Raw genomic sequence first — 24,873 nt, forward strand, 5'->3', positions numbered from 1 at the left:
AACGAGTGAATTTTCAGCTGAAATTGAATTTTTGGTCTTGAAAGAAAATAACCGGTTTAGCCGCTTCAGGTTTATTTTAAGCCTTATGGTATCTAATTTATAAATATTTTTCATCGAATTTACGAATTTTAACCAGAGAGTAACATTAACGCGTTTTAATCAGTCTATAGAGTTTGAGTATGGACGGGTTCAATATGCGTATCAGAATTTTACAGCAAACGTCCGAGCGCCTGATGCGGAACGTCGCTATCGTTCTGATCGCCGGATTTGCAGCGGGTTGCAGTGCCGATACGATGCGTTTTTCCGACGGGCTTTATGCGTCCGCGACACCATCGGCACCTGTGAATAGTTCGGGTCAGCAAGTCGATGGCGGTTATACAGCATCAGTGCAGCCGGTTTCTTCAGGAACAGTGCAGCGTAATGAATTGCCGCCGGTTTCGAGTGGTTCGGTTGTTGCTTCCGTTCAGCAATCGGCAAATGACCAGTATAATCAAGCCAGACAAAATATAACGGATCAGGCCAATAGCCAGATCGGTCAGGCAACTGCCGCAGCCGGTGCCGCTGCAAGCAGTATGGTGGTTCAGTCGGGTGATTCTCTTTATGGTATTGCGCGTCGTGCCGGCGTAAGCCCTGCCGATCTGATGCAGGCCAATGGTATTACCGACGCTAATAATATTAAAATTGGCCAGACATTGAAAATTCCGGCTGGTGGTGCTGTGCTGGCTGCAGCAGGAACGGCCGCACAAGGTCAGCTGAATGGTGCAAAAGAACAGGTTTTGGGTCAAATTCCTGCTTCTGCAACAACAGTTCAGCAAAATGTTGCTGCTGCCAAGACTGCTATTGCGTCAGGTGGCTATCAGGTCAAAGCTGGCGATTCCCTCAGTGCAATTGCACAAAGCCACGGCATTTCTGTTGATGAGCTGAAAAAAGCTAATGGCCTGAGCAATGGTGCGATCCGTGTTGGTCAGTCTCTGATTATTCCGCCTAAGGGTGCAGTGACTTCGCCACAGCAAGTGGCATCTGTTGCGCCGCAGCAAAGTGCGGTTGATGCAATCAAAACCACACCGGCTGCCAATAATCAGGCAAATGAAGTTAAACCTTACACACCGCCCAAAGCCAGCAATCAGGTAATTGAAGATGCGCAGAAAGATGCATCCATCGCACCGTCATCAACCGGCATTTCACAGATGCGCTGGCCTGTTCGTGGCCGTATCCTGTCCAGTTATGGTCAGCGTGAAGGCACAAGCGTGAATGACGGTATCGACATCATGGTTCCGGAAGGCACGCCGGTCAAAGCAGCTGAAAACGGTGTTGTGATCTATTCAGGCGATGGCTTGAAGGAATTCGGTAATACGGTTCTTGTCCGCCATGATAATGGTCTGGTGACGGTCTATGGTCATAATAGCGCTATTACAGTGCAACGTGGCCAGAAAGTGCGTCGCGGTGATGAAATTGCCAAATCCGGAATGACCGGTAATGCAAAATCACCAAAACTGCATTTTGAAGTGCGTAAAAATTCAACGCCGGTTAATCCGAATAAATATCTCGAAAGCTGATATTTCCGCAAATAAAGCTACGAAAAAGCCCTGAAAGATAATCGCTTTCGGGGCTTCTTCTCTGATGAAGGTAAGTTTTTTTGATGCTAGATGCGAATGCGCAAACGTCCGGCCAGATCTTGGATGAACTGCCATGCAACCCGACCTGAACGATGGCCCCGGGTCGCAGACCAGGTGAGGGCTTCACGATGCAGCTGCTCTTGCTCGACCGGCAGTTTGTAATGTGTTGCATAGCCGTCGATCATTGCCAGATAATCATCCTGACTACATTTATGAAAGCCGAGCCAAAGGCCAAAGCGATCCGAGAGCGAGACTTTCTCTTCAATCGCTTCTGATGGATTAATGGCGCTTGAGCGCTCATTATCAATCATATCACGCGGCATTAAATGACGGCGGTTGGATGTTGCGTAGAAGATCACATTGGAGGAGCGGCCTTCAACACCGCCATCAAGCGCTGCTTTTAGTGATTTGTATGATGTGTCGTCATGGTCGAACGACAAATCATCGCAAAACAATATAAAGCGGTAAGGTGCTTTTTTGATGAGGTTCATCAATACCGGCAATGAATCAATATCTTCGCGGTGAATTTCAATCAGTTTTAAGGCTGGTTCGTCACCACGTGCTGCATTGATGCTGGCGTGCGATGCTTTGACAAGGGATGATTTGCCCATGCCGCGTGCGCCCCATAGAAGCACATTATTGGCCGGATAGCCTTTGGCAAAGCGTGTGGTATTTTCCACCAATTGGTCACGCACCAGATCAACGCCTTGAATGAGATCAATATCAACGCGATTGACGGATTCAACCGGTGCCAAATAGGTTTGCTCCGGTTCCCAGACGAAGCAGTCTGCTTGCTCGAAATCTGGTGTAGCTGGCAGTGGGGCGGACAAACGCTCAACAGCAGCAATCAGACGATCAAGCTTATTTTCAAGCGTATCGGTTGTCGGACTTTTATTACTCATGCATTTTCCAGTCTAAGCCACGGTTTAATGACATTCCCTGCTCGGGCGTTTTTAAGCACCCATTTTGTTATCATGTGGCTGAAAAGAGGTGTAACATGGCAATCGATAAGGGAAAAGTGGCCTCTATTGCTTTGCAACTGTTGCAATTGCCGCAATAACCATTGTAATGCCGGTATTAATTGCCTTTTGATTGAGGGTTTAAAGGAGATATCCCGCATGTTCATTACCCCGGCCTACGCACAAACAGCAGGTTCGCCATTTGGTCCTGATATGCTCATGAGCATTCTGCCGTTCGTTCTCATCTTTGTTGTTATGTATTTCCTCATCATTCGCCCTCAGCGCACGCAGATGAAAAAGCGTCAGGAACAGCTGGCAGCAATTCGTCGTGGCGACAGTGTCGTAACCGGTGGCGGTATTCTTGGTAAAGTGACCAAGGTTTCCGATGATGGTGAACTGGAAGTGGAAATTTCTGAGGGTGTACGCATCAAAGTATTGCGCACCACAATTGCTGATGTTCGCAATAAAGGTGAACCAGTTGCTGACAATAAGAGCAAGTAATTCTTGGTTGTCTGCTTAAGTAATTGAGCAGTTTTTAAAATACCGCATAATACTGATTATCAGATCAGGTATGCGGTATTTTTGTTTTTTTAATATCGTTATTGAAATTCATATTTATCCACTAGTTGAGTTTGCAGGGTGGACTTGGCCGCAAAAAAAACATAAAGTCGAATCGTAGTGTGCGGCTCACCACATTGAGGCGTAATGGGATCACTACTGAGGCACGCGCATCTTATGCTGCATTTATTGTCTCTATCTGACTGCAAACAGGCGGTCGGGCTTCATATGCCGAAGCATATCCCAAACCTGACATAATGGCTACCGCTAGGAATATGTCAGGAACATAAGCTCGTCTTTGTGGCAGCCTTTTACACGGATGTTCTTTCCGTGACGTTTTTTCTTTGAGCGTTGAAGGTTTCGCCACCATTGATGGTTGCGAGTTATGTGTTTTTTGCCCGTTTTAATGCCGTGGATTACGGCATTGCTTCTGCTCGGGCTGAATTTGTTTTCGGCGTCTTTTGAAGCCTGTTTCAGCGTATTTTTGCTTGAATGAGCAAAAACGCGACGGGATTGGCATGTGTTTTTTTAAGTTTTGCCTTCGGGCTGGCATGGAAAAACAAAAAGAAGGAAAATAATTGCATGCAGGAGACTGAGTTCTTTCAGTTATCAGCAACCACAGCGGTTTTATTATTGCTGGGGTTTTATGGCGCGACATTCTTAATGTCGCTGACAATCGGCAGAAAAAACGAAACTGCTGACGGTTATATGGTTTCCAACAGTGCTGTCGGTTTTGGGCTTTCCGCAGCCAGTATGATTGCAACCTGGATATGGGCGGCATCTTTTTATGCAAGCGCCACTTCGGGATATAAATATGGCCTTTCCGGACCCATTCATTATGGTTTCTGGGGCGCATTGATGATTTTGTTCATCTATCCTTTTGGGAGACGTTTTCGTAAACTTGCCCCGCAGGCGCATACATTGGCCGAGGTGATCCATGCCCGTCACGGACGCTCCAGCCAGTTGATTATGGCTATCTCAAACCTGATCGGTAGTACCATCAGCCTGATGGTCAATTTCACCGCTGCCGGTGCACTTGTTTCTGTTTTAAGCCCATTGTCGTTTATTCAAGGTGTGTTGATCGCAGGCTTGGGCGTTTTATCCTATACATTGTGGTCGGGGTTCAGAGCATCTGTGATGACCGATTTTTCGCAATTGGTTGCGATGATCCTTTCAGCTGTAATTATTATTCCGCTGATTTATATCAATGCGGGTGGCTCGGATATGATTGCCGATAATTGGCATCGCTTGTCACCGGAGCAAGCCAACTTCTTCTCAACAACAGCCATTTTAGAGCAGGGTGCACCCTATTTTGTTGCCGTTCTTGCCTACGCAATTGGTAATCAGACGATTGCGCAGCGTTTGTTTGCTGTGCGTGAAGACCTGATCCAATCCACTTTTCTGACCGCAACTATTGGCTATGGTGCGGTTGTGATCGGTCTTGGTATGCTGGGCCTATTGGCTCTGTTTGCCGGTATTGTGCCGGTTGACGGTGATATGAATAATATTATTCCGCAAATGGCATCGGCTTACTTGCCGCCTATTGGCATTGCATTGTTCTTCATTTTGGTGATTGGCTCGCTATCGTCCACGGCGGATGCGGATCTATGCGCATTGTCAGCTATTGTGATGACCGATATTTACGGAAAAAATCTTGCTAAAGGTAAGCCGGACCCAATAAAAATGCTGCGCTGGGGCAGGGTGACGATGATCGTTGCCACTATGCTTGGTGTTATTCTGGCAACACTCCGCTTCGATATTTTGGTGATGCTGGTTTTTGTCGGTGCACTTTGGGGATCGATTGTTTTTCCGGTCATCGTCAGTTTTTACTGGAACCGTGTCAGCAACTTTGCCTTCACCACATCGGTTTTCTGTGCCGTTATTCTCTTTACCATCGTGCGGTTTGAACTGGTGCCTATCACTGGCTTTGTCGCATCATTTTATGAGTTCTGTGCAGCTATTGGCGGTGCTGTGGTGTTGGGACTGATGACATTTGCCTTCTTCCGCAAAGAAGTCGCGTTTGTGGTTGCGGGGGCTGCCTTCTTGTTTTTTGTGCCGGCATTTCATGGTTTCTTACGCGATTACATCGTTCTGACCGGTTCGCTGACGGCTTACGGCGTGAGTGCGGTTGTCTGTGTGGCATTGAGTCTGCGCAGCCAGGAACGCTTTGACTTTAATGTTCTGGCAAAACGCGTGACCGCTTTCCATGAAGAAGAGAAAAAACTCACTGATGTATCCGGTAATCTGGCACCCGCCAGAAGCTAATTTTGAAGTAAGAAAGGATAATACATGAATATGCTTAGTCTTTATATTTTAATCTGGCCGGTGATTTCGACCGGTGTTTTGGCGCTGCTGGTTGTCTCGCTGTTCAGAGACATTATGCATGCACGCAAACACGGGTTGGTAATGATCTGACCCATATTAAAAAGGGCAGCAATCTTGCTGCCCTTTTTATTTGTTATAAAGAGATACGCCTTTTCATTTGCTTTTTGATGCTAGCTGTACCATATGAAGCAAAGGCGCTTGGGTCGGTGGTTAAAATCCGGCTTTCCCACGAAGGACTTTGTTGCGTCTGACTTTCTGCCTACGTTAAATGGTTAACGTGCGGGAAGGTTTCTGCGTGATTTATTGCGCAGACACGACAGCGCAAGTCGCGTGGGAACAGAATGTTTCACGCCTCGTCGTTTTCATGTAAAAAACTGATTGATATCAGGTTGCGCCTGATGTCGTGAATGCGGTGGCATATTATTATGCCTGCCGCTGAAAGAGATTAAATTGTCGAATGAAGATTTAAGCAGCTTTGCTGCATTAGGTATTACCGGAGTTTTGCTCAAAGGCGTTGAAGCATCCGGTATGACTGAGCCGAAACCAATTCAGCAGCAATCCATTCCGGCTCAGCTGGCCGGACATGATATTTTGGGTATTGCGCAAACCGGATCTGGTAAAACTGCGGCTTTCAGTTTGCCTATTTTGGAAAAAATTATCGGCCTTGGTGACAAACGTAAGGCGAAAACCGCCCGCGCACTCATCTTGGCCCCAACCCGTGAATTAGCGGTGCAGATTGAGCAGACAATCCGCACCATTTCAAAAAACGCTCATATTTCAACGGCTTTGGTTTTGGGTGGCGTTTCACGTTTGACCCAGATCAAACGTATGCAAGGTGGCGTTGATGTCCTGATTGCTACCCCCGGTCGTTTGACCGATCTGGTGCGTGAAAACTGCATTGATCTGTCCGATACCCGCTGGTTGGTTCTCGATGAAGCCGACCGCATGTTGGATATGGGATTCATCAATGATGTGAAGCGCATTGCCAAGGGCACACATAAAGATCGCCAGACCGCATTATTTTCTGCAACAATGCCAAAAGAAATCGCAACATTGGCTCAAAGCTTGTTGCGTGATCCTCTACGCGTTGAAGTGGCCCCGCAAGGCACAACTGCTGCAGAAATTACTCAAATTGTGCATCCGGTTGTAACCAAAGAAAAACGCCGTACTTTGTCCGGTCTTCTGACCGATCCTGCAATGAAAACGGTTATCGTATTCACCCGCACCAAACATGGCGCGGATGCGGTGACACGCCATCTGGAGCGTGATGGTTATGATGTGGCTGCCATTCATGGCAATAAGTCACAAAATGCCCGTCAGCGTGCTTTGAATGGCTTCCGTGACGGTTCGGTTCGTATTCTTGTTGCAACTGATATCGCTGCGCGCGGCATTGATGTGCCGGGTATTACGCATGTGGTCAATTATGACCTGCCGGATGAGCCGGAAACCTATGTACACCGTATCGGCCGTACAGGTCGTAATGGTGCCGATGGTGCATCTATTACGCTTTATGATCCGGGTACCGAAAATCCGAAATTACGTGCAGTGGAACGCGTTGTCCGCAATAAGCTGCCGATGAAAGATGCGCCAGAGCCTAAAGGCCCGATGCCGGAACGCCCGCGTCTGGACAAGCCGGAAATTGCTGATCGTCCTGCCAGTAACCGTGGCAAGCCAGGTGGCCAGAAAGCGGCAAACCGCAATTCACGTCCAAAGTTCCGTGCTGAGCGTAGCGAAGATCGTGGAGAAGCTGTCTGGACCAATGATGGACGAGGCGAACAGCGCAGCAATCGTGGGTCATCTGCCCAGCCTGCTAAAAAGCCATATCGCCGTAGCCGTCGCCCGCAAAATACGGGTGGGCGTGCTGCCTGATTGGCTTGCTCAAAAATGAAAAACTAACAAAAGCCGCTATGTTACAATCATAGCGGCTTTTTTGATGTTTGGGCGCATGAAGCCTTGCTCAAACAGCTTCAAATCCGCAACATATTTGCTTGAACTGTGAGTAGCTTACTCCTAGCCTGACCTCTCGAACTGATGTTAAAGTCATATTTTGAAAGGGAAATCCCATGCAGTCTGTGATAGATGCAATCGGCAATACGCCTTTGATCCGCTTGAAAAAAGCATCTGAGATCACTGGCTGCGAAATATGGGGAAAGGCCGAATTTCTCAATCCCGGCCAATCGGTCAAGGATCGTGCCGCGCTTTATATTATCAGGGATGCGGAGAAGCGTGGCGTCTTGCGTCCCGGTGGTGTGATTGTGGAGGGTACTGCCGGTAATACCGGTATCGGCCTCACAATGGTTGCCAAAGCGCTTGGTTATCGCACCGTCATTATTATTCCGGAAACCCAATCGGGGGAAAAGAAAGATGCTTTGCGTCTGCTGGGTGCCGAACTGATTGAAGTAGCTGCCGCGCCTTATGCAAATCCGAATAATTATGTTCGGATGTCGGAACGTGTGGCACAGCAATTGGCGCTAACAGAACCGGAAGGCGCTGTTTGGGCAAATCAGTTTGATAATCTGGTCAATCGTCAGGCGCATATTGAAACAACAGCGGAGGAAATTTGGGCTGATACTGATGGAAAGATTGACGGTTTTGTCAGTGCGGTTGGGTCTGGTGGCACTTTGGTTGGCATCGGACTGGGGCTAAAAGCAAAAAATAAAAATATTAAAGTGGCTCTGGCTGATCCGTATGGCGCGGCTCTATATTCCTATTACACGCAAGGGGTGTTGAAAGGAGAGGGTGATTCCATCACTGAGGGCATCGGGCAGGGACGCATTACCGGCAATTTGCAAGGTTTCACTCCGGATCTGGCTTATCGCATCAGCGATAGCCAAGCACTGGAAATCCTTTATGATCTGGTGCAGCATGAAGGCCTATGCCTTGGTGGCTCCAGCGGTATCAATATTGCCGGTGCGATTGCTCTTGCTAAAGATTTGGGCCCCGGCCACTCTATCGTAACCGTTTTGTGTGATTACGGAAACCGTTATCAATCCAAGCTGTTCAATCCGGCCTTTTTGCGACAGAAAAATCTGCCTGTTCCGCAATGGCTGGAGAAAAAGACAGACATATCAGTGCCATATGAAAGTGTACCATGACCTATAACACGAAGAAGCTTTTTCAGGATGATGCCTATTTACAAACAGCTGAAGCAGAAGTTGTGGCCATTACCGAGACAGGTGGTATCATTCTGGATCAAACCGTGTTTTACGCGACATCCGGTGGCCAACCCGGTGATAGCGGCAGTCTGACACATGCAGATGGTACGCAAATCCGCATTTTCACTACCATTACCGGCACTGATAAATCTGAAATTGTGCATCAGCCGGAAGAGGGCGCGCCAACCGTCAATGTCGGAGAAAAACTGACATTGCAGATTGATTGGGCGCGCCGTTTGAAGCTGATGCGTATGCATACAGCCTGCCATATTCTCTCTGTCGTTTGCCCGTTTCCAATCACTGGTGCCGCAGTTGGAGAAGATGAAAGTCGCGTTGATTTTGCCGCGCCTGATGCACTTTGCACAAAAGAGCTTGTCACTGAGAAAATGATGGAGCTTGTTAATGGCAATCATCCGATCCATATCAAGTGGATTAGTGATGAGGAGCTGATTGCCAATCCAGGTTTGGTGAAATCTAAAAATGTGCGCCCGCCTGTTGGCAGCGGCCGTATCCGGCTGGTAGAAATTGGTGAAGATGCTGCATTGGATTCGCAACCTTGTGGCGGTACGCACGTTTCAATGACAGGTGAGGTCGGTGTATTGCATATTGGCAAGATCGAGAATAAGGGCAAAGAAAACCGCCGCTTCCGCATTCGCTTTGGTAATGTCGTTTCCGTTTAAGGTTTTAAACCGGTCATGGACCATGGGAGATCAGAATGACGCAGACAAGCCGTTTTGTTGTATCACGTGACTGGTTGTTGGAAAATTTAAAGACACCAGGTGTGAGGATTGTTGACGCCTCATGGTATTTGCCGGCTTCCGGGCGTAACGGCAAGGCCGAATTTGAGGCCGGACATATACCCGGTGCGATCTTTTTCGATCAGGACGAGATTGCTGATCATTCAACAAATCTTCCTCATAGTTTGCCCTCACCGCAACTTTTTGCCCATCATATGGGCGCGGCAGGTATCACTCCACATGATACGATCGTGGTTTATGATGGAGCAGGTTATTTCTCGGCTCCACGCGTTTGGTGGATGTTCCGCATAATGGGAGCAGAAAACGTTTTTGTGCTTGATGGTGGTTTGGATGGCTGGAAAAAAGCCGGTTTTCCATTGACCACAGAAGTGACCAAAACTGCCGCATCCCTTTTCAAGCCTAAGTTTAATGCTGATGCGGTGGTAGGCTTTGATGAGATGCTCGAAATTGTCAATCAAAGTTCGAGCCAGATTGCCGATGCGCGCGGTAAGGGACGGTTTACCGCGCAGGAAGCTGAACCGCGCGCGGGTCAGCGCTCCGGTCATATGCCGGGCGCGCGCAATGTGCCGGTGACTGAAATTTCTAAAAATGGCGAACTAAAGTCACTGGAAGAATTGCGTGATGTTTTTGTAAATGCAGGTATTGATTTATCGAAACCTGTCGTAACCAGCTGCGGTTCCGGTGTAACTGCGGCTGCACTTATTTTTGCTCTTGAATCACTCGGCCATGAAAAACACCGTCTATATGATGGTTCATGGAGCGAATGGGGAGGGCGCAGCGATACCCCAATAGTGACTGGCGAGGCTGATGCCTGATACTGAAAACAAAACTGTGGTAACCCGTATAACTTATTTGGAATTGGCGCAGCGTTTGGAATATACGCTGCCGGTTCCGGCCGGAGTTCGGCTGGCGATAATGCGGGCAAGTGATATGCCACTGCATTTCTACCGTTATCTCTATACCCAAGTGGGCAAAGACTATAATTGGTGGTCAAGAGCAAGTGTTAGCGATGAAGAGTTGGCGGCATTTATTCATAGTGAAGACACTGAAATTCATGTGCTTTACGTGAATGGATCGCCTGCCGGTTTTTGTGAGTTGAATTTAAAAAATCTATCCGATCATGTTGAACTGGTATATTTTGGTCTGATCGGAGATTTCCACGGGCGCGGTCTGTCTCGATTTTTTTTAAGTGAAGCGCTGAGTGCCGCATGGCTGCACGAGCCGAAAAAGTTGAAACTGCAAACCTGCTCGCTGGATAGTCCCAAAGCGTTGCAACTCTATCAACGGATGGGGTTTACAGCGACCGCTTGGCGAGAGGAAGAAGTGACATATCACCATGAGTCATCTCAACAATGATTAGTCTGTCATAAAACTGGTTACAAAATGCCGGTTTTATGCGCTTTTCTGACGAATTTCAGTGACTATTTTGTCTGGATCAACACTGGTTTCACTAATAAATACAGAGCAATTGCGCCCTCTTTGTTTTGCAATGTAAAGAGCCTGATCGGCACGGCTTAGAATTTGTGAGTTGCTTTCATTCTTGGGGGCTGTCGTGCAGCCAATGCTGACTGTCAACGGATAAAGCATGTCTTCATCACTATAAAAATGCGTGGCATCCACTTCCGAGCGGATGCGATCGGCAACGCGTTTTGCCGTATCTCCGCTGGCATTAGGCAGAAAAACACAAAATTCCTCTCCGCCGATGCGTCCAACAAGATCGCCTTTGCGGGTGACATTTTCAATGGCAAATGCGATGAGTTTGAGTGCTCTGTCACCGGTCGCATGGCCGAAATTGTCATTGATTGCTTTGAAATGATCGGCATCAATCATCAAAAAAGCACCGGTTTCAATGCGTGCACGGGCGATTTTTACCGCTTCAAATAAGGATTCCCGATTAAGTAAACCGGTCATATGGTCAATTTTGGCGCGCGCTTGTAATTCGGTATGGGCAATTTCAAGCAAATTATGTTGTTCGTTAAGCTGGCGATATTTAGTCAACAAAATGCACAGTGATGGAAACGCCGTTACAATAGGCAAAATAGCACTTAAAACAATCGCGGTTATACTAACCGGATTGCCGAGTACAACGCCTACCAGCCATGTAACCAGAACAGAAAGTGCGGTTACGGCTATGGTCACAAGGGCTGCTTTTAACAGCGTGGACTTTATCATGACAACTTCTGTGTTTTTATAAACAGGAATGGTGCAATCATTTTATGTGCATGCGTGTTTTATTGCTGGCGTAATCAAAACCTACACACAACAAAAAATCCCGGAAGGCGGAGTATGATCATTGACGCTAACCATTTTTATTGATGCATCGTGAGATCACAGGCCGAATAGTCAGCAACAATTAAGTTCTAATCCTCCGACCTGCACTGGATGCAAAAATACGCCCCCTCCGGCAGATCAATACCCCTTATCAGGACATCAGTAAAGCTACAAGTATAAGTAGCAAGCCAAGCATGGACAAAACCCAGCAAAGGCTGCGAAATGGTCCTTGGCCGATGGCATAGAGCGGCAAATAGACGATACGCGCAACAAGATAAAGCCATGAACCTGTCAAAGTTAGCGTGCCGGTTTTGTCCGCGATATGTGCAATTAAAACGGCTGCGATAAAGAGCGGGAATGTTTCATAAAAATTCTTTTGCGCTCGTTGCAGGCGCCCCGTGACAAGGCCGACTGGTGGGCCTTGTTCATCTCGCGCACTCATATTATATTCCCGCCCTGTTTCACGGGTACGAAATGCGGCTGGCGCCAGAATATAGACAATGGCCAGAAAAAGAGAGGCCGTCAGCAAATAAAGCTCGGTGGTCATGCTTTATCCTTTGCCTGTTGTTTCAATTGCATCGTGCCGTTTTGTCGACGATTGAGATGCCATGAAAAGGCTTCTTCCAAAAGGTGCGGCGTGTGGCCGCCACGCGCGCAGGCACGATCAAAATAATCATTCAATTGTTCACGATAATCCGGGTGGGCACAATGATCAATAATCGTACGTGCACGCTCACGCGGGGCGAGGCCGCGCAAATCTGCCAGTCCCTGCTCGGTTACCAAAATATCCACATCATGTTCGTTGTGATCGACATGGGTAACCATCGGTACGATGGATGAAATCTGGCCATTTTTGGCAACGGACTTACTGACAAAAATGGAAATATAAGCATTACGGGCAAAATCACCCGAACCACCAATACCATTCATCATGTGTGTGCCATCAACATGGGTGGAATTAACATTGCCGTAAATATCAAATTCCAACGCCGTGTTGATCCCGATGATGCCCAGACGACGAATGACTTCCGGATGGTTGCTTATTTCCTGCGGGCGCAGGATCAGTCTGTTGCGATAAAGATCGAGATTATTATAAACGCGCTCGGCGTATGGCTGGCTGAGCGTGATTGATGATCCTGAAGCAAAATCAAGTTTGCCTGCATCGATCAAATCAAAGGTCGAATCTTGTAAAACCTCGCTATACATGCGCAGATTATGAAAAGGACTGTCAACAAATCCTTTCAAAACCGCATTGGCAATGCTGCCGATGCCTGCTTGCAAAGGGTTGAGGCTCATATTGAGACGGCCCTTTTGCACTTCATCTTCCATAAATTTGATCAGATGCTGTGCAATTGCCGATGTTTCATCATCAGTCGGTTCAACCGTCGAGGCACTGTCATATTCATTGGTAATGACAATGGCAGCTATTTTATCGATAGGGATCGGAATGTAAGGCGTGCCGACGCGACTGTTGCAATCCATGACTGCGATCGGTTCACGCGATGGGCGCTTGGTCGGGATATAAATATCGTGCAAACCCTCCAGCTCAAGCGGATGGTTGAGATTGATTTCGACAATGACTTTTTCAGCCAAAATGGCAAAGCTTGCTGAATTGCCGATTGAGGTCGTTGGAATAATCGCACCATCTTCATTGATGGCGAGTGCTTCGACGACAGCATAATCAATAGGGCCGATTTGGTTTGAGCGCAATTGCTCAACTGTTTCGGAGAGGTGCTGGTCAATGAACATCACCTCGCCGCAGTTGATGGCGGCGCGCAAGGTTCGGTCGACCTGAAATGGCATGCGTTTTTTGAGAATCTTTGCTTCAGTTAAAATTTTATCAACGTCATGACCAAGCGACGCACCAGTAATCAATGTGATTTTAAACGGGTTTGTTTTGGCAAGTTCTGCCATTGCAACAGGAACGGCTTTAGCGTCGCCTGCACGGGTAAAACCGCTCATGCCGATAATCATGCCATCTTTAATCAGGCTTGCCGCTTCCCGGGCTGAAACGATTTTGCTCATCAATGACTGATTGCGGATACGTTTTTCAAGCATTCGAAACCTTCCGGTGCCGTCATTCAATTTTGACCGGCACGATATTCATGACACAAAATTAAGCTCTCTTTACAGAGATTATGTTCTTTTCTTGATTGTTAGATCGGCAATTCCGAAGCAGAATGCAATTGCTTTTGAAACTTAACGCCGTATTTCTTTTCTATCAATTAAATTAAAGTATTAGGTTTTTATAATAGCACTATGATTTATCGATAATAAAATCAGTTTTAGTAAAATAAAAAAGGGATCACTTTGCAGTGATCCCTTCATTGTTAGGATGGCTGTATTGATTAGCGCAAACGGCCGCTCGCATGGGCAAGCATTGTGTAAACCTTACCTGTGTCGGATGTCAGATATGACTGGGTCACCATCTGGTCACGATCACTGCGTGCTACGTCTTCAAGCAGACGCTGGAAGTCGTTCATATAGCGATCTACAGCGCGGCGGAATTCAGGCTCGTTTTCATATTTACGCTTGATCTCTGCAAATGTCTGTTCCCCCTTGGCAGTGTAGAGACGGCGCGAGAAGATATTACGTTCACCACGGCGATAACGGGTCCATAGATCAACCGCTGCTTCGTGATCAATTGCACGCGCAATATCCATTGAAAGTGAGTTCAGCGACTCTGTATTTTGTGTTGTTACACGGGGTGCCGCTGCTGGTTTGTCTTCCTCGCGCGATGCACGTGCCAGCAAATCCGAGACCCAACCGCGCGGTTTTTCATTGGTTGGCTGTGCAGGTTTGCTTGCAGTAAAGCTTGGCTGTGGAGCTGCTGTAACGCGTTCTTCACTTGAACGGGCAACCGGTGCTGCTGCTTCTTGATAGACCGGATTGCTGGCTGCAGCAGGAATCGCAGGGCGTGGTGCACGTGCCTGGCTGCGGTCTGCCTGATCGTCACCGACATCAACAAGACGACCCGATTTATTGACGATCTGCGCCAGTTCTTTCAAGGCGTTAATCTGCTCGGAAACAGCCTTACGCATGGCAGTGGTGGATTCTTTTGCCTGTTCAGGCATGTCCAGTACACCACGCTGCAATTCACCACGGGTTTCTGTCAGTTCGACACGAATTTCAGTGGCTGTGCGGCGGATTTCGTCAGTTGCAGAAGCAAATTTCTGTGCAGCTTCTTCGACAAGGCTTGCAACGTTGTCACGCAGGTTTTCAGCCGATATACGTGTCTGGCCTTCGGCGCGTTCGAAGCTGTTGCTGACCAGTTTCTCGAAGGACTGCATCAGTTGCTGGATGGATTCTGACTTGGACACAAGACCGTTTGCCAGTTTGTCCAACGCTTCCTGGCGTTCCGACAATGTGCTTGTCAGGCCATTTTGTGCAGAATTGATCATTTCGGATGCAGAAGCCAGAACTTGACTATGAGCTTCAAAACGACCGGCAATGTCACCAATCTGCAGCAATGTATTGCCTGACAGTTCTCGTAAATGACCAAGATTATTATCGATCAATTGGGTTGAGGCGCTGAACATTTCAGCTGCTTTATAGGTATTTTGCGCAAAATTCGAAGTCGATTCGACCAGTTTTGTGTCGACATCGCTCAAGTTACGGGTTGCTGCATCAATCAGTTGCCCCAACTGGCCGTTTGAAGCCGAAAGACGATCAATAAGATCACTGACGCCTTCGGAAAGACCGGTTTTGGCCTCCTGAACTGCGGCGATGGTATCAGCGGTACGATTTGCCAGAGCGTGAACGAGCGCCGCATTTTCCGCACGCAATCTGTCGGTTGCAGCATGGGTTGCTTCTTCAAGCTGCGAGGCAAGACCACGGCCGCTGTCGGCCAGGCGCTGAACGAGAGGTTCAGCAGTATCAGCCAGAATATTGGTGATTTCCAGCGAGCGAGCTGCAAGAACTGCGTTGAGTTCACGGGTGCGTTCTTCAAGCGTTACAGCTGTTGTGTCAGTTACCTGTGCAATACGGGCTTCAACAGAACCAAGTTCCACTGTGATTTGCGAACCGATATCGCCGATACGTGTTGCAATCGCATCCGCACGTTCATTGAGACGAGCTTCTGTACCAGACAGATTGTCTTCAATACGGGCAGCAAACGCATCGCTGTGGCTGGCCAATGTATCGGTCGTTTTTGCAGCTGTATCGGCAATGCGTGCTTCGATAGCAGTGAGACCACCGGTCAGACGATTTTCGATATCATGCAGGCTCGAGGCCACTTCTGAAGCACGGCTATCAAGGCGCTGCTCGGTACCGCTCATCGTGTCGATCAGGCGGGCACTGAATTCTGCACCGAACCCATCAAGCGTTTCACCAGCTTTGGCGGCTTCTTGTGAAAGGGTGCTGGCAGCTTCGACAATTTTCTCACGCAATGTGCTGGCAACCACACCCGCGCTTTGTTCAAGCGAGCGACGAACATTATCAACACCCATAGTGAGTGCTTTTTCCATAGTCAGGGTGCGCTCTGTGATGATGCCTGATTGGCTGTCAAACACGGAATTGATTTGTTCGTTGCTGTTTTCAATAGCCGCTTGCAGGTTGGTTGTGCGATTATAAATAGCTTCTTGATAGCCATCGAGTGACTGGCTCAGCGAAACGGAAGCTTCATTGATGGACGAGTGCAGGCGATGCGAGCCGTCTTCAATGTTACGCTCATGGTTTTCCAACACTTGTGCCAATGCAGAAGTGTTGCTGCTTAATGTTTGCGCTATAATGCCGACGCGTTCATCCAGCTGGCGGGCATGATCTTCAAAGCCTGCACTCCATGCAGCCTTGCTTTCATTCATGATCAGTCCCATCGCCGTGTTACGCTCGTCGAGCATATTGACCAACGTGGCTTGTCCGCCTTGAATGGAGTTGCGGATTGCTGCAACGCGTTCATCAAGCACTTGAGCAAAGCTTTCGCGCTTTTCATTCAATGTTTCATTGAGAAGGCTGGTGCGTTCTTCCAAAGTCTGCGCCAGCAGATTTTGATTGCCCTCAAGTGCGCTCTGGATCGAGAGCATACGTTGATCAAGTGAACGGATATGATCTTCGAAATTCTGCCCCATCAAAGCATGGTTTTGTTCCATGGCCTGACGCAGCTCATTGGTGCGTTGTTCCAAAATGACTGCATGATTTTGCGAGGCATCGCTCAGCATATGCGCATTTTGTGAAACAGCCTGTTCGATATTGATGCTGTGTTGCGCCAGTGAATTGGCGTGTTCTTGAATGGCAGCTGCCACGCGGTCTGCTTCACTGCTGATTGAATCGGTGAAAGCATCGCGGCTTTCCGCCAACTGACCAGCAAATGCAGCGGCTTTTTCGCTCAGCAATGTGCCAACGCCATGGGTGATGGTATTGAGATCATCACCGATTTTGGATTTGGTTTCATCAATAATGGTGCTGATTGTCGCCCGACCACCAGAGAATGTGTCAGCAATTTCACGGGTACGTGCAATCAGATTTTCATTGATCTGACGTGAACGGGCTTCAAGAGCGGCATTGAGCTTCTCGGTGCTGGCATCCAGCGCATGGGCGCGGCTTTCAAACTCGCTGACCAGCGATGCGCCACGTTCGGTCAATGTATTATCCAGATTGGTCAGGCGCGTATCAAATTCGCTGACCATGGTATGGGTCGCATCACCAAGCAAGGTGGTAATGCTACTTGTACGTGTATCAAGGGCTTCGGTCAGTTTTTCCGTAATTGTGCGGGACTGCTCATCAATGGTGGTAATGCGTGAATCAAGAATTTCAGCAAAAGCCTGACCGGATGAAGTAATACCAGCCGCAATTGTACCGGTTTTGGTTTCAATCGCGTCAGTGATCGCACCGCCGCCCTCACGGATACCGTTGATCAGACGTTCACCGGTTTCAGATAAGACTGAGTTCAGCTGTTCTGATGCCTCCAGAACATTGTCGCGGATGATGGTTGTCGCACTTGTCAACTCTTCCTTGAGCTGTTCATGGGCGCCGCTGATAGAGGAGCGCACACGTTCAGCATGGCTGACAACAGCTTCACGTTCATTGTTCAATTCGCCAACAAGTGAGCGAATACGGACTTCGTTATCGGAATAAGCGCGTTCCAGTTCATTCACTTCCGATTGAACCAGAGTTTCAAGCTCAACTGCACGTGCAAGAGTGCGCTCGATGCCTTCATTCATAGCGGCAACTTCACGGCGCACAGCCTGACCGAGGTTTGAGACTCGGTCACCAGCCAGATTATCAGGTTCAGCCAGACGAAGCGCTGCCTCTGTCATGCGCCGCGCCGCTGACTGCATTTCCTGCGCACGGCGGATGAGCTGGGCAAAGCCCCAGAACATGACAATTGGAACGGCAACACCGGTTGCAACACCCAGTCCTGCGGGCGTGGCAAGAAAATCTCCAACGGATTTCAAAGAGGAGAAACCGCCGTTCAACGAACGGGCAAGCATGAAACCGCCTGCAGCCCATAAGGTGCTGACAGCAGTGGTTGTCCAGAAAATCTTTGACGAGCGTTCAATAGCACGGCGCGAACTGAGCAGCCCTTCGCCACGCAAATCATCATTGGCAGGCTTGAGAGCAGAGGCACGCGGCGACGAGCTGACGGCAGAGGCTTGCGAGGTAACAAGCTCGGCATCAGAATTGTTTTTTGGCTCAGAGTTGGCAGCTTTGACGGTTGGTGGTGATGGCGGGGCAGGTGGTGCCGCAACTACGGCTATATCATCCGCACGGTCATTTGGTGTGGTGATTGCGGTTTCCGCTTCTTCTTTGCGTCCGGCCATGAGAGCGGCATTTTGCTCGCTGGCCAGTTCTTCTGCCGCGCGCGAAATCTGCAACTCCAGATCATCTAATGAGATGTCGTCATCAATGGCGTCGAGATCCATATCCAGGTCGAACCCGTCGTTAAAATCGATGTCGAGCGCCTTTTCCAGCGCTGCTTCGACTTCAAGGTCGATCTTTTGTGCTTTGGTAGATGTTGCCATCGCTATTTTACCTCGTACTCATAAACTCTGTGAGAGCAGACGCGATTACGCGCGTCATACTTATCCCGCCATCTTGCATAGTACCGGCTTGCGAAGTTGAAGGAAATAGCGCAATCGCGCATTACCAAAAACTTTAAATAGAAGGTTAACGGAATAGTTCTGAATTTTCAAAAAGCCCAGAACAGATGGGTTTTCAGATTATTCCTGAATTGTGGAAATCTTAAGATTGAATGTCGCACCGGCAGATAGAATGCGCGAAAAGGCGCATTTTAAGTATGATTATCAACGTATTTTATTAAGTGTATAGTAGTTTTAGCTTATATAATGCTTGTTCATTTTTGAACGAATAAAGGCAAAAACGATTCTGTGGATAGAAATTTCATGCTGGTTTTGTCGGCAATATTTTGCAGAAAAAAGCCGAAAACGGTTGAAATTCAACATTTCTATTATGTGGTTGCACATTATTAGCATTTTGAAGGCATCATAGCACACTAATAATTGCGACCAATGATGAATTTTTATCCGGACCAAGCGGCATTTCATCAAACTGTAAACGGATGATAGTTTTGAAAGCTCATAAAGTAACCAATCAAACAATGCCGCTCACCGGAGCCAATGCTTATAACAGCGATCCGCTGATCATGAAAATTGTAAGCGGTTTTCCGGAAAACCTGCAGCGTGAGTTTGATCAAATCGGCCGTTATGTCTTGTCGCCTGAAGCGCAGGATCTCGCGCGTCTTGCCAATAATGAACTGCCAAAGCTTAAAAGTCATGACCGTTATGGTCATCGTATTGATCAAGTGGAATATCATCCGGCTTATCATGCTTTGATGCGTCGTTCGGTGGCCAATGGTTTGCATTGTTCGATATGGGAAGATGGGGCAGCCGAGGCGGGCAGACGGCATCAAACACGAAGTTTACGTTTTTATTTAACGGCGCAACTCGAGGCAGGTCATCTCAATGCGCTGACCATGACCAATGCGTCATTGGCAGCTTTGATGTCGTCTTCTGATCTTTATAAGCAGTGGTTACCGCGTATTATGAGCCGCAAATATGACCAGTCACATAAAGCGGCAAGTCATAAAAACGGTATTACGCTTGGCTTAGGTCTGACGGAAAAGCAGGGTGGTACGGATCTAAACGCTCTTAACAGTGAAGCCGTAGCTTTTGATAATGATAGCTATTTGCTTAATGGCCATAAATGGTTTCTATCGGCTCCGATGTCTGATGCGTTTTTAGTATTGGCGAAATTACCTGAAGGTTTGAGTTGCTTTTTAGCGCCGCGTGTTTTGGCTGACGGTTCGCCCAATGGATTCGCGTTTCAGCGTTTGAAAGACAAACTCGGCAATCGCTCTAATGCGACAGCAGAAGTCGAATTTGATAATGCTCATGTGCATATGGTGGGTAAGGCCGGTGAAGGTATCAAAACCATCACCGATATGGTGACGCTTACACGGCTTGACTGCGCTGTGGCTTCGGCTGGCCTCATGCATGCAGGGCTTTCCGAAGCCGTTCATCATGCACGTTCCCGCCAAGTGAATGGCGAGGCTTTACTCAATAAACCTCTGATGCAGCGGGTTTTAGCTGATATGGCGCTTGATGTGGCAGGAGCAACTGCACTTTCCATGCGTTTGGCGCGCGCTTTTGATATGGCAGCCAATGACCGCTTGGAGGCGTCCTTTGCCCGAGCAATGACACCGGTGGTGAAATATTGGGTATCAAAAATCGCCCCATCTCTACTTTATGAGTCGATGGAAGCGCTGGGCGGCAATGCCTATGTGGAAGAAAGTAATTTGCCTCGCCTATACCGCGAAGCACCGTTTAATGCGATGTGGGAAGGTTCGGGCAATGTGATGGCGCTCGATGTTGCGCGTGTTCTTGCCAAAGCGCCAAAGCTTTTTGACGAAGTGCTGGATTGGATCGGCAATCAGTTAGGGCGCAGCGGGCAAGGTACCGTCAATGTGCTGCGCGCTGCCATGCAACTAACTAATTCCGATGAAGGAGCTGCAAGATTGCTGACCGAACAACTGGCTTTTGCTGCCGCTGCGGCAGAGCTTCGTTACCAGGGTGCCGATCATGTGGCGGATGCCTTTATCGAAACCCGCCTTGGCGGTCAGTGGCGCACGACTTATGGCATGCTGGATGCACGCCATGATGCCAAGCGCATTGTTGATACGCTCTATCCGCCTGCCCAATAAGAATGCTTATAGCTCTGCTTCATGCTGACGGCGCAGTGTCTTCAAACGATCAAGAGCACCTTGCAGGATGAAAGCGGCAGCGGCAGAATCAATGCGTTCTGCCCGCTTTTGCCGTGAGACATCCATGCCGATCAGCGCGCGTTCTGCGGCAACAGTTGAAAGCCGCTCATCCCAAAACACAAACGGAATATCGGTTAAAGGCTGCATTGTGCGCACAAAAGCCTTGGTCGCCTGCACACGCGGGCCCGCTGTGCCGTCCATATTCATCGGTAGGCCAATGATAATGGCGCAGACTTTTTCCTCCGAGAGTTGTTTGAGAAGGATTTGCGCATCAATGGTAAATTTTACCCGTTTTATAACAGGGCGGGGATTGGCAAAGGATAAACCTAAATCAGAAATCGCCAGCCCGATAGTTTTGGTGCCCAGATCAAGACCGGCAATGGTTTGTCCTGCCGATTGACTGGATTGCAGAAGTGCAGGCAGTTCGGTGATTTCTAATATTGCCAAGTGTTTATACCTTTTTAGCGGCCCACTTTAAGGTGCAGCCTGACTTATTATTTGACATATATACCATTTATCATGGCCATTTATCACGGGTTGATGTTATTTTGGATAGCGTCATAACTGCGCATAAAGAAATCTTGAGGAAAAGTGAATGAAAATCACCTGGCTTGGACATGCGGCGTTTCGGGTGGAAACCGCCAATAGTGTTATTTTGATTGATCCGTTTTTGACCGGTAATCCGGGCTTTGCAGGTATTGATCTCAAACAAGCCGTGCAAGGTGTCACCCATGTTGCACTTACACATGGTCATGGCGATCATATCGGCGACACGGTACAAATTGCCAAAGAGCATGGGGCAGTCGTACTGGCTAATGCCGATCTGGCTGCATGGCTTGCCTATCAAGGCGTTGAAAAGACGGAAGCCGGCAATACGGGTGGCACGACTTTTATGGATGATTTCAGCATGACCTACGTCAATGCCTTGCATTCATCTGCAACAATTACGGAAGATGGTGTCTCGCATTCATTGGGCAATGCCAATGGTCTGGTGTTCCATTTTGAGGATGAGCCGACACTCTATCATATGGGCGATACGGATATTTTCTCCGATATGGCTTTGATCAATGAATTGCATCAGCCGGAAATCGGTATCGTGCCGATTGGTGATCGTTTCACGATGGGCAGTGCAGTAGCCGCTTTGGCTTGCCAGCGTTTCATGTCGTTTGAGACAGTATTGCCTGCGCATTATGGTTCATTCTCGGTGCTTGAAAAAACAGCTGATAATTTCATTAAGGCGATGGAAGATGCGAAGCAAACAAAAGTGGTGGCAGCTGCGGCCGGAACCTTGCAAAATTATTGATTGCGCTTGAAAATGCGTCAACAATATTGCGCTACAGCCAAGCCAGCGTTATAGCCGTTGTTAAATGATGCCAAAGCAGATCTGTTGTTATGGCTTTAAACAGAATTTCCGGAGTTCAGAATGTCCGTTGATATTACTACAGTCAAACGCGTTGCTCACCTTGCGCGCATCGCGATCAGCGATGACGATGCAGAGCGTATGACGGGCGAAATTAATAATATGCTGGGCTTTGTTGCTCAGCTTGATGAAGTGAATGTAGACGGCGTCGAGCCAATGACATCTGCTATGCCAATGAAAATGCGCTTGCGTGCCGACGTTGTCAGCGACGGCAATATTGCCGAAGCCATTGTCGCCAATGCACCTGTAACAGAAGACAATTTTTTCGTTGTGCCAAAAATGGTCGAATAATTATTTCAAGCGCGCAATAACGCTGCTTTTAATGAATTGTCACTTGGCGGGACTACAGAAATTTGCGCGATCTGCGCATCAACAGGATTAAACAATGACCGATTTAACCGCACTTACGATTGCTGAAGCGCGTGATAAGTTAACAAGCAAAGCGATTACAGCGACCGAACTGACTGAAGCTTATTTAAGCGCGATTGATACCGCCAACAGCCAGTTTAATGCTTATATTGCTGTGACCCATGATCATGCACGTCAGATGGCTAAAACATCTGATGAGCGTCTGGCCAAAGGTGAGGCCGGTGCATTGGAGGGCATTCCCCTCGGCATCAAAGATCTCTTTGCAACCAAAGGTGTTCATACACAGGCTTGCTCGCATATTCTGGATGGATTCAAGCCGGAATATGAATCAACTGTCACCGCCAATCTTTGGGCTGATGGTGCGGTGATGCTCGGTAAGCTCAATATGGATGAGTTTGCGATGGGCTCTTCCAATGAAACATCTTTCTACGGTCCGGTCACCAATCCATGGCGCGCCAATGGTTCGGATGCAAAATTGACCGCTGGTGGCTCTTCAGGTGGTTCAGCGGCCGCCGTTGCGGCCAATCTTTGCGTTGCAGCCACAGCAACCGACACTGGCGGCTCGATCCGTCAGCCGGCAGCTTTCACCGGTACCGTTGGTTTCAAGCCGACCTATGGCCGTGTCTCGCGTTGGGGCACCGTTGCTTTTGCCTCATCTCTTGATCAGGCAGGCTCGATCACCCGCGACGTGCGCGATGCAGCTATTATGCTGAAATCCATGGCTTCTTTTGATGTCAAAGACAGCACTTGTTTTGATCTGCCTGTTCCGGATTACGAAGCGGTTCTCGGCAAATCTATTAAAGGTATGCGCATTGGTATTCCAAAAGAATATCGCGTTGATGGTATGCCTGAAGACGTTGAAAAGCTGTGGCAGCAGGGTATTGCTTTCCTCAAAGACGCCGGTGCCGAGATCGTCGATATTTCTCTGCCGCACACGAAATATGCGCTGCCTGCATATTACATCGTTGCACCTGCTGAAGCTTCGTCCAATCTGGCACGTTATGATGGCGTTCGTTACGGCCTTCGCGTTCCGGGCAAAGACATTGCCGACATGTATGAGCAGACCCGTGCCAAAGGCTTTGGCTGGGAAGTCAAGCGCCGCGTCATGATCGGCACCTATGTGCTGTCAGCCGGTTATTATGATGCTTATTACTTGAAAGCACAAAAAGTCCGCACATTGATCAAAAAGGATTTTGAAGACGCCTTTAATCAGGGTGTGGATATGATTCTCACCCCGTCCACGCCTTCGTCAGCCTTTAAAGTGGCTGATGCTGAAATGGCGGCCGATCCGGTAAAAATGTATCTGAACGACATTTTCACTGTGACTGTGAATATGGCTGGTTTGCCGGGTGTGTCGGTTCCTGCCGGTTTGAATGCTGATGGCTTGCCTTTAGGCTTGCAGCTCATTGGCCGTCCGTTTGGTGAAGAAGCATTATTCCAGGCTGCTCATGTCATCGAGCAAGCCGCAGGCCGTTTTTCACCGGCTAAATGGTGGTAAGCATCAATTTTGATACTAAGCACTCATTGAGTGCATGATTTGTTTGAAACCGGCATAGTTGTAAAACTGTGCCGGTTTTTATTTTTCTCAATTATCAGAATCATAAATGTGACTAAAAATTATGTGCTGGAGGCGCCAGTCAAGGATATGATCGTAAAAAATGTTTCATATATCTAAGGGGTAAATACAGCTAAAGGTTTGTTTTATTATATTTTTTTACAATTTTCGGATGTAATGATTGAGAAATTAAAACTATTTTTGTGTTTTTCGCACTTTTATGCGCTTTTTTTGAATTTGGTGCTTGCGCGAGTCAGATTTATTGCTTAAACGACGCTCACACAGTTGATACAATCAGCTGCGGGCGATTAGCTCAGTTGGTAGAGCGCTTCGTTTACACCGAAGATGTCGGGAGTTCGAGTCTCTCATCGCCCACCATTTTAAAACATTCCCATAATATTTCAGTATTAATTATGCATGCTTCTTGCATATGGGATGTATGATTTTTTTGTCATTTCATCCATATAATCCGGCTTGTTTTTAATCAAATAAATCAGGTCTTTTTCCCGATAAATAATTGTGTTTGTTGAATTTTGTGCTTGCAACTGTCAAATTTATCTCGTAATAAGCAGCCACACAGTTGATACATTCAACTGCGGGCGATTAGCTCAGTTGGTAGAGCGCTTCGTTTACACCGAAGATGTCGGGAGTTCGAGTCTCTCATCGCCCA

Annotated in this window: 19 protein-coding genes and 2 tRNA genes; 15 read left to right on the forward strand and 6 right to left on the reverse strand. The window is 48.0% G+C overall.

The features are described 5' to 3' along the window. Nucleotides 1-179 precede the first annotated feature (179 nt). The gene (locus tag JNC77_RS13060) at nt 180-1,556 is read left to right on the forward strand and encodes a LysM peptidoglycan-binding domain-containing protein (RefSeq protein ID WP_374833210.1); all 1,377 of its coding nucleotides are present in this window, start codon (nt 180-182) and stop codon (nt 1,554-1,556) included. Nucleotides 1,557-1,642: 86 nt separating this feature from the next. Here the strand turns inward: JNC77_RS13060 and JNC77_RS13065 are convergent, their stop codons facing one another. Next, the gene (locus JNC77_RS13065; protein ID WP_374833212.1) at nt 1,643-2,518 is read right to left on the reverse strand and encodes an ATP-binding protein; all 876 of its coding nucleotides are present in this window, start codon (nt 2,516-2,518) and stop codon (nt 1,643-1,645) included. 216 nt (nt 2,519-2,734) lie between these two features. Between JNC77_RS13065 and yajC the strand changes: the two genes are divergently transcribed. The 8 genes from yajC to JNC77_RS13105 all read left to right on the forward strand — a co-directional run bounded on the left by yajC (nt 2,735) and on the right by JNC77_RS13105 (nt 10,727). Beyond that, on the forward strand, nt 2,735-3,076 hold the full coding sequence (gene yajC, locus JNC77_RS13070) for a preprotein translocase subunit YajC (protein WP_374833214.1): 342 nt from the start codon (nt 2,735-2,737) through the stop codon (nt 3,074-3,076). 639 nt (nt 3,077-3,715) lie between these two features. Continuing rightward, complete coding sequence (locus JNC77_RS13075) at nt 3,716-5,398, forward strand: sodium:solute symporter family protein (protein ID WP_374833216.1); 1,683 nt, start codon at nt 3,716-3,718, stop codon at nt 5,396-5,398. A gap of 24 nt (nt 5,399-5,422) precedes the next feature. Further along, complete coding sequence (locus tag JNC77_RS13080; RefSeq protein ID WP_374833218.1) at nt 5,423-5,548, forward strand: putative transporter small subunit; 126 nt, start codon at nt 5,423-5,425, stop codon at nt 5,546-5,548. A 339-nt stretch (nt 5,549-5,887) separates the two neighbouring features. Beyond that, complete coding sequence (locus tag JNC77_RS13085; RefSeq protein ID WP_374833336.1) at nt 5,888-7,327, forward strand: DEAD/DEAH box helicase; 1,440 nt, start codon at nt 5,888-5,890, stop codon at nt 7,325-7,327. Between the two features lie 194 nt (nt 7,328-7,521). Beyond that, nucleotides 7,522-8,553, forward strand: a complete 1,032-nt coding sequence (locus JNC77_RS13090; RefSeq protein ID WP_374833220.1) for a cysteine synthase A — start codon at nt 7,522-7,524, stop codon at nt 8,551-8,553. Further along, on the forward strand, nt 8,550-9,293 hold the full coding sequence (locus JNC77_RS13095; protein WP_374833222.1) for an alanyl-tRNA editing protein: 744 nt from the start codon (nt 8,550-8,552) through the stop codon (nt 9,291-9,293). Before JNC77_RS13090 ends, JNC77_RS13095 begins: the two co-directional genes overlap by 4 nt. 35 nt (nt 9,294-9,328) lie before the next feature. Then, nucleotides 9,329-10,186 carry a 3-mercaptopyruvate sulfurtransferase gene (sseA, locus tag JNC77_RS13100; protein ID WP_374833224.1) on the forward strand — a complete coding sequence of 286 codons (858 nt, stop codon included), beginning with the start codon at nt 9,329-9,331 and terminating at the stop codon, nt 10,184-10,186. Further along, nucleotides 10,179-10,727: a GNAT family N-acetyltransferase gene (locus JNC77_RS13105; protein ID WP_374833226.1), complete on the forward strand. Its 549-nt coding sequence runs from the start codon at nt 10,179-10,181 to the stop codon at nt 10,725-10,727. The genes sseA and JNC77_RS13105 overlap by 8 nt, the downstream gene beginning before the upstream one ends. Nucleotides 10,728-10,763: 36 nt before the next feature. Here JNC77_RS13105 and JNC77_RS13110 read toward each other — a convergent pair whose 3' ends face one another. From JNC77_RS13110 to JNC77_RS13125, 4 genes are all read right to left on the reverse strand, one after another. Continuing rightward, complete coding sequence (locus JNC77_RS13110) at nt 10,764-11,543, reverse strand: GGDEF domain-containing protein (RefSeq protein WP_374833228.1); 780 nt, start codon at nt 11,541-11,543, stop codon at nt 10,764-10,766. A 250-nt stretch (nt 11,544-11,793) separates the two neighbouring features. Continuing rightward, nucleotides 11,794-12,189 (reverse strand): MAPEG family protein, encoded by a 396-nt coding sequence (locus JNC77_RS13115; RefSeq protein ID WP_374833230.1) that lies wholly within the window; start codon nt 12,187-12,189, stop codon nt 11,794-11,796. Beyond that, a complete protein-coding gene (scpC, locus tag JNC77_RS13120) occupies nt 12,186-13,700 on the reverse strand; it encodes a succinyl-CoA:acetate CoA-transferase ScpC (protein ID WP_374833232.1) in 1,515 nt (504 codons plus the stop codon). The genes JNC77_RS13115 and scpC overlap by 4 nt, the downstream gene beginning before the upstream one ends. 290 nt (nt 13,701-13,990) lie before the next feature. Continuing rightward, complete coding sequence (locus tag JNC77_RS13125) at nt 13,991-18,601, reverse strand: apolipoprotein A-IV repeat region-like domain-containing protein (RefSeq protein ID WP_374833234.1); 4,611 nt, start codon at nt 18,599-18,601, stop codon at nt 13,991-13,993. A gap of 566 nt (nt 18,602-19,167) precedes the next feature. Here JNC77_RS13125 and JNC77_RS13130 point away from each other — a divergent pair. Beyond that, nucleotides 19,168-20,799, forward strand: coding sequence for an acyl-CoA dehydrogenase family protein (locus tag JNC77_RS13130; protein WP_374833236.1), 1,632 nt, complete (start codon nt 19,168-19,170; stop codon nt 20,797-20,799). A gap of 6 nt (nt 20,800-20,805) precedes the next feature. Here JNC77_RS13130 and ruvX read toward each other — a convergent pair whose 3' ends face one another. Next, nucleotides 20,806-21,306, reverse strand: coding sequence for a Holliday junction resolvase RuvX (ruvX, locus tag JNC77_RS13135; protein WP_374833238.1), 501 nt, complete (start codon nt 21,304-21,306; stop codon nt 20,806-20,808). Nucleotides 21,307-21,454: 148 nt separating this feature from the next. On the opposite strand from ruvX, the gene JNC77_RS13140 reads away from it, so the two are divergent. The 5 genes from JNC77_RS13140 (at nt 21,455) to JNC77_RS13160 (ending at nt 24,873) form a co-directional block, all read left to right on the forward strand. Next, entirely contained in the window at nt 21,455-22,162 is a 708-nt protein-coding gene (locus JNC77_RS13140) for a metal-dependent hydrolase (protein ID WP_374833240.1), read from the forward strand. A gap of 120 nt (nt 22,163-22,282) precedes the next feature. After that, nucleotides 22,283-22,570: an Asp-tRNA(Asn)/Glu-tRNA(Gln) amidotransferase subunit GatC gene (gene gatC / locus JNC77_RS13145; RefSeq protein WP_374833242.1), complete on the forward strand. Its 288-nt coding sequence runs from the start codon at nt 22,283-22,285 to the stop codon at nt 22,568-22,570. Between the two features lie 94 nt (nt 22,571-22,664). Next, nucleotides 22,665-24,146, forward strand: coding sequence for an Asp-tRNA(Asn)/Glu-tRNA(Gln) amidotransferase subunit GatA (gene gatA, locus JNC77_RS13150; protein ID WP_374833244.1), 1,482 nt, complete (start codon nt 22,665-22,667; stop codon nt 24,144-24,146). A gap of 359 nt (nt 24,147-24,505) precedes the next feature. After that, nucleotides 24,506-24,581 (forward strand) — tRNA-Val (locus JNC77_RS13155). A 219-nt stretch (nt 24,582-24,800) separates the two neighbouring features. After that, a tRNA-Val gene (locus JNC77_RS13160) sits at nt 24,801-24,873 on the forward strand.

Origin of the sequence: Paenochrobactrum pullorum, assembly GCF_041929845.1 — a bacterium.
Lineage (GTDB): Bacteria > Pseudomonadota > Alphaproteobacteria > Rhizobiales > Rhizobiaceae > Paenochrobactrum > Paenochrobactrum pullorum.